The following is a 19008-nucleotide window of genomic DNA, read 5'->3' on the forward strand; positions in this document are numbered from 1 at the left end:
CCAATTGGCCTTGATCGCTCAAAAGCTAGGAGTAGCACCATAATTAATTTCTAACTCCTAACTCTTTTTATCATGATCACGTCAAAAACTCTTCCCGTAGTTGCAGAAATCCAATTGGTTTACAAGCCTAATACTGACATCCAAAATGCTCCAAAAGTGAGCAGTTCTCGATGTGCTTATCAAATTTTCAAGGAGGTATGGGCTGAGGATACGATTGAGTTTTATGAGTCCTTTAAAATCATCCTCCTCAACAGCGGGAATAAAGTTCTGGGTGTAGTAGAAATTTCGAGAGGAGGAATTTCCGGCACAGTGGTAGACCCAAAGTTGGTTTTTGCAGCCGCACTAAAAGCCAATTCAGCTTCGATTATCTTGGCACATAACCATCCCAGTGGTAATCTCCGGCCCAGTGCACAAGACGAAAAATTAACTCGGAGGCTGGTCGAGGTTGGAAAATTGCTTGACCTTCCGATACTGGATCATATTATCGTTACCAGCGAAGGGTATTACTCTTTCGCAGATGAAGGAAATCTATAGGTTCCTTTTTTTACGCTATCGTAGCTTATTTTATTCTTGCCGGTAGTCAACGGAATTATTTCTTGCTCGTCAAGAATTGGATAAGGTTTAATTTTTTTGGAAGACTTCACTGAGCTGTCTTCGGGTTTACTTTCCTTATTTCTCATGAGGTAGGTCTTTAGCTGATTAAGCTATTGTAATATAGTGATCTGTGCTTAAGTAAAATACAGCAAAATAAAAAAATGGGTTAAGTAAAAGTGTAAAAGCATATTTATATAAAAAAATAAATATTGCTTTATTCCCCTTCCACTTTTGGATTTTCCCTTCGTCCTTTTTTTTGAGGCTTCTTTTCTAAGTTGAATGAATAACTGTTGCAAGCACAAAGCAATTTTCCCCGTTTCGCCCACTTCCCTAGTTTGATCCTTCAGCACCATTTTGCAAATGACAGCTTTCGTCTCTTCACTCTGGAATAGGGCTTTCACTCCCCACGGGCAAAGTTCCCCTACACTTTGCCTTTTCCCAAGTCCCGGCAAGCCTAGGACTCGGAAAGGCCGTTTCGGGGAACACTGCCCCTAGCCTCCTTTACGGGGGCAAGCCTTTTTCGATTTTCCTTCCGCTCACAGGGGGATTTTCTGTCCGTTCCGAGCGGTAACCTCTCCGTTCCATTTTTTCCTGCCCAATGCCTCGGTATGTGAGGACATGACACGCCAATGCAAAGGTTGAGTGCGAACCTGCACTAGTCAAAAGTACGCTTCGCCCTGAGCTAAAAAACAGGGTCTCCTACGGACTGCCTCCCAGTTTTTTCACCCAGCCTTTTGCCCTATGCAGAACCGCCCTCTGTGGGTTGCATGTCGGTCAGAACCTCAATACCAGTGGATTAAAAAAAATGTCACTTCGCGCCTACATATCGCCCTTCACTTCCCAAAATCTGACCCCAATGAGCGGGGAAATCTTGGGTTAAATGTCGGGTCGAACTTCCTAATATCCTTGGATATCATGGGGTTTCAGGGCATCGGCTCTCAGGTACATGGGATCAGCGAACTGCATTTTTTGACAAACCTTAAAACATCACTATTATGAAAGCTTGGGAAAATTTCAATGAATTAGCAGAATCCGTTACAAAAGAGATCATTGCCGGAATCGAAAATGAAAACCTTACTTGGGAACAGGTTTGGAGTCCTCAAAATGCACCTAAAAATTATGCTTCAAACCGTCCTTACTTGGGCTTTAATGCACTTTGGCTTGCTTGGGTGACCATCCACAAGAAATTCTCGAAACCTTATTTTCTGACCTTCAAACAGGCTAAACAGCTTGGCGGAAATGTCAAGAAGGATGAAAAGGGTTCAAAGGTGGTATTTTGGAAAATCTCCAAGTTTGTAAAAGGGCAAACCACCAACGAGGATGGACAGGACCAAGATATCTTTGGACGAAAATTCACCCCATTTATCTGGACCGTTTTCAATGTTGATCAAATTGAAGGAATTGATTTTTCTTTCAATGAAGAGGAAGGGAAAGTTTTTTCTCCGATTGAAGTTTGCGAGTCCATTATTTCAGGTTTCCAAACTTGCCCGGCTATTCTTCACGAGGGAAATGATGCTTACTACAGCCCCTCAAGGGACTTAATCAACATGCCTGCAAGGGAATCCTTCAAAGGAGACGAGCAATATTATTCCGTTCTTTTTCATGAAATGATTCACTCTACCGGCCACGGTAGCAGATTAGGAAGATTTTCTGAAAGACCCGCTTTGGTAGGCTTTGGTTCGGTGGAATATTCCAAAGAGGAATTGATTGCCGAAATGGGAGCCAGTTATTTGAATGCTTTTGCAGGGATCAAAGATGCAAATTTCAAAAACTCCTTGGCGTACCTCAAAGGATGGTTGAAGCCACTCCAAGATGACCCCAAAATGCTGATCTATGCAGCCCAAAAGGCCCACCAAGCAGCAAACTACATTCTAGGAATTGACCAAGAGGGGGAGGAGTAATTCCCCTTTTTTTGCTTGTTTTCCCTTTGACTTTTTCTCTAAAAAAATTGACCACCTCCGGTGGTACTTCTGAATAATAGAGGAATTCTTAAAGGAAGTTTATCGCTCCACTAAATCAAAAAGATCATGAATAATGGAGCAAAAAAAGAGAAAAACCCAGTTCGCAAAAGACCCACTCTAAATCAAGTTAGACAGTATTTCTTGACTCACAGATTTATCAAAGAGGAAGGAGAAATTTTCTTTTTCTTTCATCGATCAACTTGTTGGCGAACGCAATCCGGTGATAAAATTCGAGATTGGAAACTTGCCGCTGAAAAATGGATCTGGAATCTGGAGAATTGACAAGAGTTTTAAGTAAGTCAGAATTTTCTTTATTCCAGCCGTTTATGGCCTTTTCGCATAAATAAGAAAGTTGCTCTTGCAATTCTAAATCCGCCTGTTTAAAATGTTGACAAGGAAATGTCAAGAAAATTAACATCAGAAGAGGAGAAGCTTCGAGGAGAGTTGGTGATCTTGGAAGAGCGGATCCGAATGAAGATACGGAGGATTTGCGCCACTCATTTGAAATTACCCTACGAGAGCTTGGCAGCTGGGCGACACTTGAAGGAATTGTGTTTGTTGGCTATTTCTTTCCTGGATCAGGGAGATGACATCAAGCTACAGGACTGCCTGAGATCATTGAGAGAAAGAGGGATAAATATTTGAGACTTTCCGTGATGAAAAATTCTCCTTATGGATTTGTTTAGATTTACCTCTCGAGTTTATCTAAAATATCCCGGATAAGACGCTCTCTATCTAGTTCCTTTTCTCTTTTTGCCCGTAAGCTTAGGAGATAAATGATCCAGATCCCCCAAGCGACTGCGAAAAGCGGGAATGGATTATCGGCACCCAATGCTCCGATCATGGCGATGAAGCTGATAAAAATAGTTCCTAAAAATTTGATTGTCGGCCACATAGTCTTATTCTTTGAAATTCATCTTAATACTTACGGTTTTGAATCAAAGTCGTTCTGTTTTTTGTTTAAATAAGTAAAGATGTTTTTATATAAATGTTTGGTTTATAGCGGCCTTCAAATCCTATTTTAAGAATCCCATGTCTTTTTCCAAGCAGAAAACTCAGAGGGTTTTATTCGATACCGGACAAAGTTCCCTTCATGTAACCCTAGAAGTTCGGTTTCTACTACCTCGGTGAATCTTGATCGATCTGGTTCTGGTAATTTTTTGACTTCAAATTTTATTGCTTCCGATGCAGCTTCTTTAGCCATTACATTGCTTACGATTTGGCTGATGATCGCTCGTATTTCCTCTCGGTATTTTAAGCGGAAAGGATCCGGCTCCCCAAGGGATTGGCGAATGGCCGCATACCTTAAGGCTGACCGCTCATAGGCCCACAAAAAAACATCCTTGAATAATTCGATATGGTTTAATTCATAGATGCCAAGCATTCCTTTGACATAGCTTTCTTCCGGCACATCCATAAATGAAAGTGGAGCAAGGTTGTGTCTGTTTAACGGAATATTGGCAGCCAATCTGGATACTCGTTTATTAACATCATCAAATGGTTGGAGATAGGGCAATTGAACCAGTACAAAAAAAGCCTGCTCAAATGGATTTTGGATTTGGCTTGCCTTTTCCAGGATTAGGTCAAAGGATTCTTCAATTAGTTGTGGAATACCTAAAGGAGTAAATACTGAATTGGTAATACCTACGCCAAATGATCTAAGCCTACCGGATGCAGCGGGATTAGGCAACAGGTTGTTTGAAAGTAAAGCATGTAGATTGAGAAAAGTATAGTGATTGAAGCCTACCTCATCAGACGATTCCACTAAAAACTCGATCGCTTCTTTATGGTTGAGAATCATCTGCGTTTCCATCGGAGATTTGTTCGCAGGGGTTTTTCCGTTATGGATAAGCAACTCCGTATCCAACAGGGAATAGGTGTTGCCTTCCAGTCTACTTGAGTTCCAGGAAAGGTCGATCAACAATCGATTCAAAATTTCTCTGGCATATGTTCCAGCCGGTTGTTCTTCATTCCTTGTTTTTCCCAATTCTGCCAGTTTTTGTTTTTCTTCTTTACTAAGGTAGCTGTCGATATTGGGACGGTAATTTTCCAAAAAATCCCGTTCGTAACCGACAGGTTTTCTTTGCGATTCAGGACGGGAGACCAAGGCCCAAACGTCTTTCCCTTCTGGTGAAAGAGGCAGACTCATTGAAGAGTCGTTGGTTGTTGCAATCTTGGATTGAGAAGCAGCTGTATCCTTAAAAAAATATCGGGTAGCATGTGACCCGCCTTCGGTATAAATGAGGTTGTCTTCTTTGAATTTCTTTAATCTTCTCTGCAGGGTTCGTCTTTCTATAGAAGTAGAGAGTGATTCATTCAACTCTTCGAGACTTGCGCCATTAGGAAAAGACTTCAAAGCAAGTAGAATATCAGCAAGCTCATTCTGTTTGTTCATGATTCAGAATCTGTTTTGCGACAATTATAATTCTATTTTGTCGTAAAACTATTTTAACGACAATTTATTGTCGCAAAAATGAAAGTCTGTCGTGAAATGAAAATGCTGGTAGCAGATAAGCCCCATCAAGGTGAAGTGCCAAATTGTGCACACAGCGTGTGCATAAAGTCATAAATAAAGATAAAAGAACTATCGGTTGGTGTTTGGAGCTATTCTCTCTGTAAATGTAATACCAGAAAGAAAAAATATTAAAAATGCCAAGAGGAGAGGAAACCTTTAAAAGCCAAAGTTTTTGATAGGTACTCGTTCTTCTCTATCTTTAGGGTCCTTTAAACATCCACGTGAGACTCGCCCTTTCCATAAAAGCCAACGCCATGCTACTCATCCTCTGGATGATGCTGATGCATACGGCTTTCCCGCACGTTCATCACGAGCACGAGGAACATACTCACCACGGGGCGAAGGCCAGCCACTCACATGATCATTCTGGTGACCACGATGCGGATGATACGGAGCAAAAGTCCCTGGTGGACCTGTTTTTTCAAAACCACACCCACTCCAACCATTTACCACAGACCATCACGGTAAGCCACGAAAAATCCGACCTGATCAAAGAAGATCAACGGAAGTTGGCTGAGGTGGCTGTTTTGTCATTCACGGAAGTACTCAGCCCTCCGGGACTAGAGACCAAGTCGCTCAAGACTCAACGTGGGCCAAGCCTCGAATCCCCATTTTTTACCTGTAATTCCTTAAGGGGTCCCCCTGCTCTTGGCTAAACTGGTGAAGGAAGAATCCTTCACACTTCGGCGCATACGCATGCGCTTTTCTTTCATGTTTTAGCCAAAAACAACATCACATGTTAAAACACATCCTGTTCGCAGGTTGTATGTTTCTGTTTTGCTGGCAGGGATTTTCCCAGACCAGCATGGAAGAACTGTTACAACAAGTCGAACAAAACAACTTGGAACTCCAGGCACTTTCCACCTCCTTGGAGGGGAAAAGATTTGAACTGCGGTCCGGTAACAACTTGCCCAATCCGGAAGTAGGAGTCTTTTACCTGCCTTTCGGTGACCATAATTCAGGCGACTACACCGAATACCAAATTACGCAGTCATTTGAGTTCCCGACTGTCTATGGCTCCAGAAAAAGTCTGATCAGCCAACAGATCAACCAGTATGAACTCGGTTACAAATCCCGCAGGCAGGAGATTCTTCTTTCTGCCCAGGCTCTTGCGCTGGAAATAGTTCTGACTTCCAAAAAGCAGGAGGTCTTTAAATTCCGGACCGAGCAAGCCAAAACGGTTTTCGACCAAGTGAGTCAACTTTTCCAAAAGGAAGAAGTGGGCATCCTGGAGCTCAACAAAGCCAAAGTGGCTTGGCTGCAACAGCAGTTTGCCGTGCAGCAACTCGACAATCAGCTTCAAAACCTAAAATCCCAGCTAGAGAACCTCAACGGCGGAAAGCCTATCACTGCTTTTCCCAAGGAATATCCGGTCTTTGCATCTTTGACAGATCCGGACAGCATCTGGGTGGAAAAGCTGAAAGCTGAACCCCAAATCCTTCAAATCCAGCAGGAAGAATTGATTGCCCAGCAAAACCTTCAGTTGGAAAAGAATAAGGTTTTACCCAACCTGGCAGCAGGATTCAACCGACAAGGGGTCATGGGTTCTTACTATTCTGGGATCTACGGAGGTGTTTCTATTCCGCTTTGGGGTAGTCGGGGAAAAGTGAAAGCCGCACGATACCAAGTCGATTTCCAGACTCAAAACACCCAGTCCAAAATCAATCTGGCTAGGGATCAATTCGATCGGGAATTCAGAAACTACTTGCTCCTGACTACAAAATTCACCGAGTATCAGGGTACCTTGACCGCACTGGATTCAGAAGAACTGCTTCTTCAGGCTTACCGATTAGGGGAGTTGTCCTTTCTTCAATACTTTCAGGAAATCCAGTTTTACAGACAGGCATTTGACACCTTCCTGGAAATGCAACATCAATTATATCAATCACATACTTCATTACTCAAACATCAACTCTAAAAACACTCTAAACAACGACATTATGAAAATTTCAAGAATCCTTATCGCATCAACACTAGTACTTGCCCTGGCCTGTGGCAAGAAATCAACTGAAGAACATGGTCACGAACACGGACCTAACGGAGAGCATGTAGAAGAGGGCCAAACCCAAGAAGCTACTCCACAGGAGGAATTCAAGGTAGAAGAAGCCGATACAACTGCTACTCATACCCATGAAGATGGGGAAACTCACACCGATCACTAAAAATCAGGAAGTATGCGATTGATATATGCGATGATGATATTACCCTTGGTTTTGGCATGTCAGCCCACAGCGGATCAAACCCAAAGCCAAGGTGAGGAGGGAAGCATTTCCCTAAATTACACAATATGGACCGAGCAGACGGAGCTTTTTGTTGAGTTCCCTGCTTTGGTAGTGGGACAAGCCAGCCGATTTGCTGCACATTTTACCGTATTGGATCGGCATCAGCCCGTGAGAGAGGGCTCTGTCACAGTCAGCTTGATCAAAGATGGAAAAGGTATCCGAAATACGGTGGAAAGCCCTTCTTCACCGGGGATTTTTGCTCCAACTTTGCAGCCCAAAGAAGCAGGAACCTACCTGTTGGTTTTTGACTTGAAGACTCCAGCCTATTCAGATCGAATAGAAGTTGGGACGATTCAGGTATTTGCCAATGTGGAGGAAGCAATTCAAACTATCCCTGCGGCTGTAGAAAGCCCAAATGCAATTTCCTTTCTCAAGGAACAAGCATGGAGAATGGACTTTCAGACAGCACCCGTGGTGGAAAAAGAAATCCATGAAGTCATTCCGACTTCCGGAATCTGGAAGGTAGCGCCATCGGATTACCTCACCTCCGTAGCTCCGGCAAATGGCCGGGTGTCTTTTGCCAAAGGAATGCTTACAGAAGGAAGCCCCGTCCGAAAGGGACAAGTCTTGATGACTGTCAGTGGGGAAGGTCTGACCACGGATAACCTGACTACAGAAATCCAAAAAGCCAAAGCCGAGTTTGAGCAGGCTCAGTCGGAATATACACGAAAAAAGGAACTGTTCGAGGCTAAAATCACCCCAAAAGCAGAGTTTGAGCGGGTGGAGCAGCGGTACCTGATTGCCAAAGCCAATTATGAAACTCTCAGCAGTGGATTTACCGGCTCGGGTAAACAGATCGTTTCTCCGATAGATGGGTATATCAAATCCATCCAAGCTCAAAACGGAGCATATGTGAGCCAAGGAACAGCCCTATTTACGGTCACAAGCCACAAGAGCAGTTTGCTCGAAGTGCGAGTAAGCCCTGCGTATTTCGGACAACTTCAGCAGCTTCAGGATGTCTTCTATCAAACAAGTCCGGGAAACTGGTCCAGCCTGAAAGCTAAGGGAGGGAAGATCCTTTCTGTCGGTAAGGAAGTGGAATCGGATCAGCCTCTGCTTTCTGTTTTTGCCGAGGTGAATGAAGGGGTGGAAATGCCTGAGGGCAGCTTTACAGAAGCACAATTAGCGGTGGGAAATCCAATCCTAAGAACTGTAATTCCTGTGGCCGCCTTGCTGGAGGATTATGGACAATATGCGGTCATTGTGCAGCTTTCAGGAGAAAGTTTTGAGCGCAGGAATATCCAAATAGATAAGAAAAACGGGTCTGAAGTGGAGGTCTTGACAGGTTTGAAATCCGGAGAAGTAGTCGTAACCCAAGGTGCATACCAGGTGAAAATGGCTTCCATGTCAGGTCAGGCACCCGCACATGGTCATGCGCATTAACCCATCTCAGTCATGCTAAACAAGATTTTATCAATCTCCCTGCAAAACCGCCTGATGGTTTTGTTGGCGGCGGCTTTACTGAGTGGTTTGGGACTTTATTTGGCCCGTACGATGAATGTGGATGTGTTCCCGGATTTGACAGCTCCTACGGTGACTATCCTCACGGAAGCCCATGGAATGGAATCCGAAGAGGTAGAGAAGCTGGTCACTTATCAATTGGAAACGGCCCTCAACGGCTCTCCCAATGTGCGGAGAATCCGCTCTTCATCTGCTTCAGGGATTTCCATCGTTTGGGTAGAATTTGAATGGGGAACAGACATTTACCGTGCCCGACAGATCGTCAGTGAGCGGATTCCGATGGTACAGGAAGTGCTACCGGAGGGAGTTGGAACACCTACCATGGCACCGATATCCTCGATCATGGGGGAAATCATGCTCTTGGGAATTCGTTCGGACAGCCTTTCGCCGATGGAGTTGAGAACCCTGGCAGATTGGACCATTCGTCCACGGATCAAATCCATTGGGGGAATTGCCAATGTGGTGGTGATCGGAGGAGACTACAAGCAGTATCAGGTTTTGGCCAATCCCGAGAAGCTGAAATACTACGGAATCGGATTGGAGGAGCTTTTTGAAAAAGTAAAAGAAAGCAACCAAAACGCTCCCGGCGGTTTTCTGAATGAATATGGCAACCAATACCTGATCAAAGGGAACGGGCGAGCCTATTCGGTAGATCAGCTTGAGGAAGCGGTTTTGAAACAAGTCAATGGGCAAACCATCACAATTGGAGATGTTGCTGAAGTGAAAATCGGCGCGGCGGATAAAATCGGCGATGGCTCGCTCAATGCAGAACCGGCAGTGATTATGACCATTTCAAAACAGCCCGAAGTCAACACCCTGGAACTGACCGAACGGTTGGATTCCGCAGTGGAGGATCTGAAAACCTCTTTACCGAAAGGAGTGGAAATCCAAAGCCATATTTTCCGTCAGTCTGATTTCATCGAAGCGTCCATCTCCAACCTCAACCGAACTTTGCTGGAGGGAGCGTTCTTCGTGATCTTGGTCCTGTTTATCTTTTTGATGAACTGGCGGACCACGCTGATTTCGCTCTTAGCTATCCCCATTTCCCTGCTGGTGACGATCATCGTTCTTCAACTCTTGGGCTACACGATCAATACCATGAGCTTAGGCGGGATGGCTATCGCGATTGGTGCCTTGGTGGACGATGCAATTATTGACGTGGAAAACGTATTCAAGCGATTGAGGGAAAACATCCGAAAACCCTTAGCCGAGCGCCTTCCGATACTACAAATCGTCAAAGATGCCTCGATGGAAATCAGAAGCTCCATCATCATTGCCACGCTGATCATCATCGTGTCGTTTGTGCCACTTTTCTTTCTCAGCGGAATGGAAGGAAGACTGCTTCAGCCGCTTGGGATTGCCTTTGTCACATCGATTTTGACTTCGTTGGTTGTGGCCGTGACGCTCACGCCTGTCCTGTGTTCTTTCCTGCTGAAGGATGATAAAGTACTCCTGAAGCAGGCCGAAGGCACCAAGGTAGAGCGATGGCTTCGGAAGCACTATGCCCAAGTCCTTGAAAAAGCGCTTGCCTTCCCAAAATTGATTCTGGGATTGACCGTTGGAGCTTTTATTTTGAGTTTGGTGCTGTTTTCTCAATTGGGTAGAAGTTTCTTGCCGGAGTTCAACGAAGGCTCACTGGTGATTTCCGCAGTCGGAGTTCCGGGGATGTCACTGGAGGAAAGCAATAAAGCGGGGAAAATGATCGAGACCCTGCTTCTGGAAATGCCGGAGGTAGAGGTAGTGACCCGGAGAACCGGTCGTGCCGAATTGGACGAGCATGCGCAGGGTGTCAATGCCGCCGAAATTGATGTGCCGTTCACGCTGGATGGGAAAACTAAGGAAGAGTTTTTCGAAGAAGTTCGAACCAAACTGAGCATGGTTCCCGGAATCAACATTACGCTGGGACAGCCCATTGCCCACCGAATTGACCACATGCTTTCCGGCACACGGGCAAACATTGCCATCAAAGTGTTTGGAAATGATCTTCCGAAACTCTTCGAAATCGGTAAAAACATCGAAACCCAAATCCGCCCGATAGCCGGCATCGCGGACGTAGCGGTAGATCAGCAAATCGAAGTTCCTCAAATCCGAATTACTCCCAAAAGACAACTGCTTGCAGCCTATGGGATGACTGTCGGGGAATTGATGAGCCAAGTGGATATCGCTTTTGCCGGAGAAAAAGCCGGGGAGATTTACGAAGGGCAATATTATTTTGACCTCGTAGTCCGGTACCAAAAGGATTCCCGAAATGGGATGGATGCGATCCAGCGTGCGCTGATCCAACTTCCTGAAGGAGGACAATTGCCCCTGAATCAACTGGCGACAGTCTCTTCTGTCAGCAGTGCCAATTCAGTAAGTCGGGAAAATGTCCAACGGCATATCGTGATCGCAGCCAATGTCCAAAATCGTGACCTCCGAGGCGTGGTCAATGATATTCAGGAAGTGATAGCCACACAAATCCAGCTTCCGGAAGGCTATCGGGTGGGGTATGACGGGCAGTTTGAAAGTGAAGCAAAGGCTTCGCAAATGCTTCTTTTGACTGCTGTCCTTGCGCTTTTGGTAATTTTCCTGCTCTTGTATTTTGAGTTTCAGGACACCAAGCTTTCAGCCATCGTCTTGATCAACCTGCCTTTGGCTTTGATCGGAGGGATTTTGATCCTGTATTTTACCTCCGGAATCATCAGCATTGCCGCGACGATTGGTTTTATCAGTTTGTTTGGTATCGCTACCCGTAACGGAATCCTGTTGGTTTCCCGATACGAAGACCTGAGAAAAGAAGGGTTCAAGGGTTTGGAGCTCTTGAAAATAGGAGCTTTGGACCGGCTCAATCCGATCCTGATGACTGCCTTTACTACGGGATTGGCATTGATACCTCTCGTAATGAATGGGGACGAACCCGGCAATGAAATCCAAAGTCCGATGGCCGTTGTGATTTTGGGAGGATTGATCTCGGCTACAATTCTAAATCTGGTGGTGATCCCTTGCGTTTACGAATTGGCAAATCGCACTGAGAATTATAAGAGTTAGTACAGGAAGAAAGCTTGATTACCAAATCCATCAAGCATAAGCCTTTTTGTCTTGGCGAGTGAGATTTCTTCATCTTTTCGATGAAATCTCCTCGCCTTTTTTCGATTTTGGGGAACTTGAAAAAAGTACTGTACCAGATTGTGTTTAAAGGTCTTTTTAAATCCACTTCCATCAATCCTCCTTGTACTAAAAAAGGAAAATATAATCAGATGAAATCGAGCATGACTCAAGCGTCTCTCAGCGGGATATTGATAATCCATGCGAGATTTTCAAATTGCCTTTGAGAAATAACTATAATCAAATGAAATTGAGCATGTCTGATACTACACACACTGGTCTGATTATCAACCCCGCGAGATTCCACATAGGTCCTTAAAGAAAAAATTAAAATGATATGAAATGGATTACCCGTGAGCGCCCCAAGATTGACAGGATAGCCTGTCCTTGGCTGATCAAGCGTTTTGTAGACCAGGAGGCAAAGTTTTTCTATGTCCCATTTGAGGAGGTGATTCCAAAATCAAAGGAGCTTGGTGCCATTCCTTTTGACCTGCCTGAAGTTGAGTACACGCACTATGGCGATGAATGCACGTTCGACTACATTATCAAAAAACATAAGTTGGATGATCCTGTCTTGAAAGTGATGGCAGTTATCGTTCGCGGTGCCGATACAGATCGTCATGATCTTGCCAGCCAGTCTTCCGGACTATGGGCCATTTCCGCAGGTTTATCTCACAATGTAAAAGATGATCATGTACTTCTTGAAAAAGGAATGATGATCTATGATGCGCTGTACAGCTGGGCCAAGCACTTGCAGCATGTAAAACACACCCAAAACCCCATTGAAAATTTGTTGCTGGATGTTTATAAGAAATTTCTAAAACACAAATCCGGCAAAATACCGGAATGGGCGAAAGAGCTAAAGGAAATAATCCAAGACCAGATTGACACCAATCTCTCCTTGAGTTTAAAGGAACTTTCAGAAAGTTTGAATGTCCATCCCAGTTATTTGTCGCGGGAGTTTTCCAAGTACTTTGACGATTTGTCTTTTGGTGACTACATCCGCAAACTCCGCATAGAAAAAGCAATCGTCCTGCTGCATGATCCAAAACATACACTTTCTGAAATCGCATACCTCACCGGATTCTCAGATCAAAGCCACTTCAACCGAATTTTTAAAAAAAATACGGGTATGAATCCTTCAGAATTCAGAAAAAGTTTGGACAAAAAGTAAAATCGGTACAAACGGGTAAATTTTGTCCTATACTGACTGGCCAGCCATCCGTACTCTTGTCTAAAAAAATAGAGTATGAGAAAAGTAGCGGCATTTACCCTTTTTTTGATTCTAAACTTCGTTCAGATAGCCTTTCCTCAAATCCCTGAAAAGGAACTCCATCATCGGGAGCAATTGTGGCTTGGGTATTTCAATCAGACCCGTCTGACTGACAAGTTCGGGTTTTGGATAGATGTGCATTATCGGATGACAGACAATTTTGTAGGAAGACCTTTTCAATTTTTGTTCCGACCGGCACTCACCTATTTCATCAAAGACAACCTGCGGGTCAATGCAGGATATGTTCTTGCCAAACATTTTCCTCCTGAGGGATTAAGCACAACCCGTACAGAACATCGGGCATGGCAGCAAATCTGGTGGAACCAGAAATACACCGGCCTTTCAACCCTCCAATGGCTGAGGTTAGAGCAACGCTTTAATGAACGAATCCTCAATGACGTGAAAAATGAAGGGTACAACTATACCTTCAGAGTGCGTTATAATTTCTCTTTTTTCATCCCGCTGAAAGGGACTGAGATGAAAGCGAAAACTCCTTTCGCAGCTGTTACGAATGAGCTGTTTCTCAATTTCGGAGATCGAATTACCTATAATACCTTTGATCAGAATAGATTTTTTACCGGGGTAGGGTATCAATTTAGCTCACATCTGAATGCTCAGGTGGGTTACATGAACGTCTACCAGCAAGAGGCCTCAGGCACGGATTATATGATGACCCATGCGATCCGATTTTTTGTGTTTCATTCTCTTGACCTGCGAAAAAAAGATACCACAATCAGGAATTGATATGAAATGGATCACTCGCGAACGCCCGAAAATAGATCGCATCGCCTGTCCCTGGCTGATCAAAAATTTTGTGGACCCCGAAGCTGAATTCATCTACGTCCCCAAAGAACAAGTCTTTGAAAAAGCACAGGAAATGAATGCCATTCCCTATGATATTCCAGGAGCCGAATATTCTCATGAAGGCAAATTCTGCACTTTTGATTACATCATTAAAAGGCATGGTCTCTCCGATAGTGCCATCCATCAGATTGCATTGATTGTCCGCGGGGCTGATACGGACAGTTTTGAACTTGCTCCACAGGCGGCCGGACTCTGGGCCATTTCCGCTGGACTTTCCTACAACATAAAAGACGATCACGAACAGCTTGCTCTGGGTATGAAAATCTATGACGCACTCTACAGTTGGGCAAGATTTGTACAGGATGAAAAACATACCTGGTCACCTAAAATCTGATTAAAAATGCCCACTTACACTTTAAAGGATCTAATCGTCTATTTCTTAAAATTGGGTACCTGGGGATTCGGAGGGCCTGTGGCTCTGGTTGGCTATATGCACCGCGATCTGGTCGTAGAGAAAAAATGGATTAGCGAAGATGATTACAAAGAAGGACTTGCGCTTTCCCAACTTGCACCCGGACCACTCGCAGCACAGCTTTCAATCTATCTGGGATTCGTTCATTACCGTTTGCTGGGTGCAACATTGGTTGGAATTGCCTTTGTGCTGCCTTCGTTTTTGATGGTTTTGGCGATCGGCTTTGCCTATGTATCCTATGGAGGTCTTCCTTGGATGCAGGCTGTATTTTACGGAGTTGGCGCTGCGGTGATCGGCATCATCTCAATGAGCAGTTACAAACTTACCCTGAAGAGCATTGGGAGTGACAGGTTGTTGTGGGCGATATTCATAGTATTGGCTGTGACTACTTTTATTACCGAAGAGGAAATTTTGTGGGTAATTCTGTCGGCAGGTATTGCGGTTTGGTTTGCCAAAGCTCCCCCAAAATGGCTGAATTCAGGTGCCAATGGCGTTTTTCCTATGATACTCGTGCAGCTTCAGCCGATAGCAACAGAATCCAAACTTTGGGAGATCGCATGGTTTTTTACCAAAGCAGGGGCTTTTGTTTTTGGGAGCGGACTGGCTATCATACCATTTCTTTACGGGGGTGTGGTCAAGGAATATGAATGGCTGAATGAACAGCAGTTTCTGGATGCGGTAGCGGTAGCGATGATTACACCGGGCCCGGTTGTGATCACGGTAGGATTTATCGGTTATCTGGTCGCAGGTGTTCCCGGGGCCTGTGTAGCCGCGCTTGCTACATTCATTCCCTGTTACCTTTTCACCGTTATTCCGGCTCCGTATTTCAAGAAGTATGGAAAAAATCCCGCGATCAAAGCCTTTGTAGATGGTGTTACAGCCGCAGCAATTGGTGCTATTGCAGGGGCTGTGTTGGTGTTGGGTAAAAGAACAATCACCGATTTGCCGATGTTACTAATTGCATTGGCCACTATTGCGATTTTATTTAAGTTTAAAAAACTCCAAGAACCACTCATTATTGCAGTGGCTGCCCTTATCGGGATCACGTTAAAGTTACTATTATGAACAGAAAAGATTTTCTCAAGAAAACAGCCATCATCGGAGGAGCCTCAATTCTTCCCTCAAACAGTGTTTTCTCTGCCAGCCTCGAACAGAGCGGAATGGATAAACTGACTGACACGCAGGGTAATTTTGCGCTCCAATCCTTGCCCTACAATGAAAATTTCCTGGAGCCCCACATGGATGAGGAAACTTTGCATTTGCACTACACTTTCCATCATGGGGATGCGGTGAAAGCGGCCAATAAGGATTTGCAGATGATTCAGCAAGCCCTCGATGAAAGCAATGTGGAAACGGTGGATTACTGGACAAAGAAATTATCCTATCACTTATCTTCTCATATCCTTCACACGATTTTTTGGACGAATCTCACCAACCAGAAATCGGATCCGAAAGGTGAATTGATCAAGCAGATCGAAAAAGACTTTGGATCCTACGATAAACTCAAATTACTCATTTCCAAAACCTCCAAAGGCGTAGACGGAAACGGTTGGGGTATTCTGGGCTATCATCCTTCTACCGGAAAACTCACCGTGCTGCAATGCGAAAATCATGAAAAACTGACGCAGTGGGGAGTGATTCCGATTTTGGTGATCGATGTTTGGGAGCATTCGTACTACCTCAAATACAGAAACAGGCGGGCGGAATTTGTTGACAACCTTTTCCCGATAATCAATTGGGATAATGTGGCTGAGCGATTTAGCGCAGCCAAAAAGATTGGATAATTTGATTCAATGAAAGTAAATCTGACCTACACCAATCTGCGCCTGGTTCTGACAATCCTTCTTTCGAATGCCGCATGTTTCATTTCATGGGCACAAAGCACCGGAACGATCAGTGGAACAGTCAAAAGCGGTACTATTGCCGTGGAGTTTGTCAATGTCTATCTGACTCTGGAATCTGATTCATCTCAGATTGTTAGCGGTGAAATCACCGACAGCCTGGGAAATTTCACGTTGAACAACCTGCCGTTTGCCAGTTACACGCTGAATTTCCAAATGGTGGGTTATGTGAAAAAGCAACTTCCTCTTTCACTTTCCTCAGCCCGTTCTTTGATTGATATGGGGGAAATACAAATGCAGGAAGATGACCAGCTGTTGAGTGGGGTAGAAGTCACGGCGATGCGGGAAATGATTCAAAAGACGGAGGAGGGATTTGTGGTGAGTGCCTCTGATAATCTTACACAGATTGGTGGTACAGCAGCAGATTTGCTTCGAAATATGCCCGGTGTACTGGTAGGATCAGATGGAGGAATAACACTGAGAGGAAAAAGTCCGCTGACACTCATTAATGGTCGGGTCTCAGGAATAACAGGAGTTGATCGATCTGCTCAACTGGATCGGATTCCGGCCAGTAGCATCGATCGGATCGAAATTATCAATAACCCTTCCGCCAAATACGATGCAGACGCCGAGGGTGGAGTCATCAATATCATTCTGAAAAAAAATGAAGACGAGGGCACCAATGGTGCATTGGCTGTAGGCGCCGGAGTCGGAGATCGATATCGTCTTAACTTCTCCACGCTCCTGAATCACAAAACAGATAAGTGGAACTTCGGACTGGCTTATGATAATTGGTACACCACCCGAACGCGAAGCGTAAAAGGGGACCGGATCAATTATGAATTGGCGGATGACTATTACCTCACTCAACGAAGGTTTGATGAAAGGCTGATTTTCTACCAAAATGCAAAGGTGACCGTGGATCATCAGATCAACGAGAAAAATTCGCTTAGCATGGAAGCATTATTTGCTTTTCCGGGCGAAGACAACAGCGAAACCTTAACAAATAACTCCCAAACCTCAGAGGGGAATTTTTCTGGACGAAACCTCCGACATTCCAATGAGATCAGGAGGAGTCGTGCCCTGGATTTTTCCCTACGGTATTCCAAACGTTTTGATGATCCTGAAAAATCGCTCCTCTTTACCCTTAGCAACACCTTCGGAAACGACCGGGAAAATACCGACATCTCTTCACAAAACTTATCTGAACAAGATGATCCGCAAAGTGATATTTTCCTGCAGCGCACCCACTTGTATCAAAAAACCAACCTGTTTAACCTGGGAGGAGATTACATCCAGCCTCTTGGGAGTAAGGGCCTGTTAGAAACCGGATACAAAGGAATCATCCGATACCTCAATGCCGATTATGAAAGAGCAAACCAGGAAAATGGTGAGTTTGTAATTGATTCGTTGAATACCAATATTTTCATTTTCAATGAACAGATTCATGCTGTTTATGCTCAGTATTCAGGATTTATCGGCTCCGAACAGCAAGCACGATGGAAGTACAATGTAGGCCTTAGGGCGGAGCAGGTTTGGAATACAGGGGAGACCCCCGATGGATCCACTGATTTCCGAAATGACTATTTTAACCTTTTTCCATCCGCCAGCATAAGTTTTTTTACACCGAAGCAGAATTCCTTAAAACTGAGCTACGGCCGACGGATCAATCGTCCCGGATTGGGGCAGCTCAGCCCATTTACTGATATCACAGATTCCCTGAATCAGCGCTCAGGTAATCCCTACCTGAAACCGGAATTAATCCATTCGATGGATCTAACTTACGACTACAACATCAGTCGGCTTTCGCTATCGCTGAGCAGCTTTTACCGGATTAGGAATAACGCCATATTTCCCTTTACTACCCTGGACGAAAATGGAGTAGCTTTTACACAGCCTATGAATTTTGGAAATGCAAGGACTTATGGTGCAGAACTAATCGCTACCTATTCGCCTTTTCCATTTTGGAATTTGAATTTCAGTTTCTCCGCATTTGAGCAACTTATTGAGGAAAATGAGTCCACTGTTGAGTTGTTGGTGCAGCAAACGAGCTGGTACTCAAAGTTGATCAATAATTTCTCGCTGTCTCCAACTAGCAAGCTTCAGCTTATTGCGAATTATACCTCTCCCACTGCCATTCCTCAAGGAGAATCTGTGGCCGTGTATTTTATTGACTTGGGCTTCCAGCAGAATATTTGGAAGGGTAAAGGTAGGCTAGGACTTACTGTCACGGATATCTTCGATACTCAGGAATATGGGTTTATTACTTCGGACGACAACTTTGATTTTAGCCGTGTCTTTAAGTTGGACACCAGAGCGGTCATGCTGACACTTGGCTATACCTTTGGAGGCTCTTTCCGGGAGAAATTAATGGAGAATAGGTTCAGGAATGATTGAAATTTAATTGAAATTAGAAATCATTTCTTTATTGAACTTTTTTTTAGTCAATGATGCATTTCTGAAAAAAAACTCAAATATCACCTAGTTAAATTTAGGATTTAGAGATCTCAGTGAAAGCCCTTTAAACAGCAAAAAGAAAAATGCTTAACTCGTACAGTTCGTACACTTCGTACCTCTCGTACCATACGAATTGTTCGAGGATTGAAATTTGAAATAATTCAAATAAGTTAAATTTCCAATGCCTGAAATTTGGCTAACCGACGGAACATTCAAAATTAGATTGTTTGATTCCGGCAAATGCCCAACAGAAGTCTTTAGGTT

General features: G+C 44.3%; 16 protein-coding genes. 14 read left to right on the plus strand and 2 right to left on the minus strand.

What is annotated here, in order from left to right:
- Nucleotides 1-72 precede the first annotated feature (72 nt).
- The 3 genes from AAA943_RS03495 (at nucleotide 73) to AAA943_RS03505 (ending at nucleotide 3200) form a co-directional block, all read left to right on the plus strand.
- Complete coding sequence (locus tag AAA943_RS03495) at nucleotides 73-534, plus strand: JAB domain-containing protein (RefSeq protein ID WP_338222866.1); 462 nt, start codon at nucleotides 73-75, stop codon at nucleotides 532-534.
- Between the two features lie 1055 nt (nucleotides 535-1589).
- The gene (locus AAA943_RS03500) at nucleotides 1590-2495 is read left to right on the plus strand and encodes an ArdC family protein (protein WP_338222867.1); all 906 of its coding nucleotides are present in this window, start codon (nucleotides 1590-1592) and stop codon (nucleotides 2493-2495) included.
- A 459-nt stretch (nucleotides 2496-2954) separates the two neighbouring features.
- Entirely contained in the window at nucleotides 2955-3200 is a 246-nt protein-coding gene (locus AAA943_RS03505) for a hypothetical protein (protein ID WP_338222868.1), read from the plus strand.
- Between the two features lie 43 nt (nucleotides 3201-3243).
- On the opposite strand, the gene AAA943_RS03510 is transcribed toward AAA943_RS03505, so the two are convergent.
- Together AAA943_RS03510 and AAA943_RS03515 are read right to left on the minus strand one after the other, a co-directional pair.
- Nucleotides 3244-3450, minus strand: a complete 207-nt coding sequence (locus tag AAA943_RS03510; RefSeq protein ID WP_338222869.1) for a hypothetical protein — start codon at nucleotides 3448-3450, stop codon at nucleotides 3244-3246.
- Between the two features lie 126 nt (nucleotides 3451-3576).
- Nucleotides 3577-4950 (minus strand): Fic family protein, encoded by a 1374-nt coding sequence (locus AAA943_RS03515; protein ID WP_338222870.1) that lies wholly within the window; start codon nucleotides 4948-4950, stop codon nucleotides 3577-3579.
- 374 nt (nucleotides 4951-5324) lie between these two features.
- On the opposite strand from AAA943_RS03515, the gene AAA943_RS03520 reads away from it, so the two are divergent.
- From AAA943_RS03520 to AAA943_RS03570, 11 genes are all read left to right on the plus strand, one after another.
- Nucleotides 5325-5726, plus strand: a complete 402-nt coding sequence (locus tag AAA943_RS03520; protein ID WP_338222871.1) for a hypothetical protein — start codon at nucleotides 5325-5327, stop codon at nucleotides 5724-5726.
- An 80-nt stretch (nucleotides 5727-5806) separates the two neighbouring features.
- Nucleotides 5807-6988 carry a TolC family protein gene (locus tag AAA943_RS03525; RefSeq protein WP_338222872.1) on the plus strand — a complete coding sequence of 394 codons (1182 nt, stop codon included), beginning with the start codon at nucleotides 5807-5809 and terminating at the stop codon, nucleotides 6986-6988.
- Nucleotides 6989-7010: 22 nt separating this feature from the next.
- Nucleotides 7011-7232, plus strand: a complete 222-nt coding sequence (locus AAA943_RS03530) for a hypothetical protein (protein WP_338222873.1) — start codon at nucleotides 7011-7013, stop codon at nucleotides 7230-7232.
- Between the two features lie 12 nt (nucleotides 7233-7244).
- Complete coding sequence (locus AAA943_RS03535) at nucleotides 7245-8735, plus strand: efflux RND transporter periplasmic adaptor subunit (protein WP_338222874.1); 1491 nt, start codon at nucleotides 7245-7247, stop codon at nucleotides 8733-8735.
- Nucleotides 8736-8747: 12 nt separating this feature from the next.
- Nucleotides 8748-11840: an efflux RND transporter permease subunit gene (locus AAA943_RS03540; protein ID WP_338222875.1), complete on the plus strand. Its 3093-nt coding sequence runs from the start codon at nucleotides 8748-8750 to the stop codon at nucleotides 11838-11840.
- 394 nt (nucleotides 11841-12234) lie between these two features.
- On the plus strand, nucleotides 12235-13071 hold the full coding sequence (locus AAA943_RS03545) for a chromate resistance protein ChrB domain-containing protein (RefSeq protein WP_338222876.1): 837 nt from the start codon (nucleotides 12235-12237) through the stop codon (nucleotides 13069-13071).
- Between the two features lie 75 nt (nucleotides 13072-13146).
- Nucleotides 13147-13914, plus strand: a complete 768-nt coding sequence (locus AAA943_RS03550) for a DUF2490 domain-containing protein (RefSeq protein WP_338222877.1) — start codon at nucleotides 13147-13149, stop codon at nucleotides 13912-13914.
- 1 nt (nucleotide 13915) lies between these two features.
- The gene (locus tag AAA943_RS03555) at nucleotides 13916-14368 is read left to right on the plus strand and encodes a chromate resistance protein ChrB domain-containing protein (protein ID WP_338222878.1); all 453 of its coding nucleotides are present in this window, start codon (nucleotides 13916-13918) and stop codon (nucleotides 14366-14368) included.
- A gap of 6 nt (nucleotides 14369-14374) precedes the next feature.
- Nucleotides 14375-15511 carry a chromate transporter gene (locus AAA943_RS03560; RefSeq protein WP_338222879.1) on the plus strand — a complete coding sequence of 379 codons (1137 nt, stop codon included), beginning with the start codon at nucleotides 14375-14377 and terminating at the stop codon, nucleotides 15509-15511.
- Entirely contained in the window at nucleotides 15508-16230 is a 723-nt protein-coding gene (locus AAA943_RS03565; protein WP_338222880.1) for a superoxide dismutase, read from the plus strand. The genes AAA943_RS03560 and AAA943_RS03565 overlap by 4 nt, the downstream gene beginning before the upstream one ends.
- Nucleotides 16231-16239: 9 nt before the next feature.
- Nucleotides 16240-18684 carry a TonB-dependent receptor gene (locus AAA943_RS03570; protein WP_338222881.1) on the plus strand — a complete coding sequence of 815 codons (2445 nt, stop codon included), beginning with the start codon at nucleotides 16240-16242 and terminating at the stop codon, nucleotides 18682-18684.
- The last annotated feature ends 324 nt before the right edge of the window (nucleotides 18685-19008 follow it).

Origin of the sequence: Algoriphagus confluentis, from assembly GCF_036245625.1 — a bacterium.
Taxonomy (GTDB): domain Bacteria; phylum Bacteroidota; class Bacteroidia; order Cytophagales; family Cyclobacteriaceae; genus Algoriphagus; species Algoriphagus confluentis.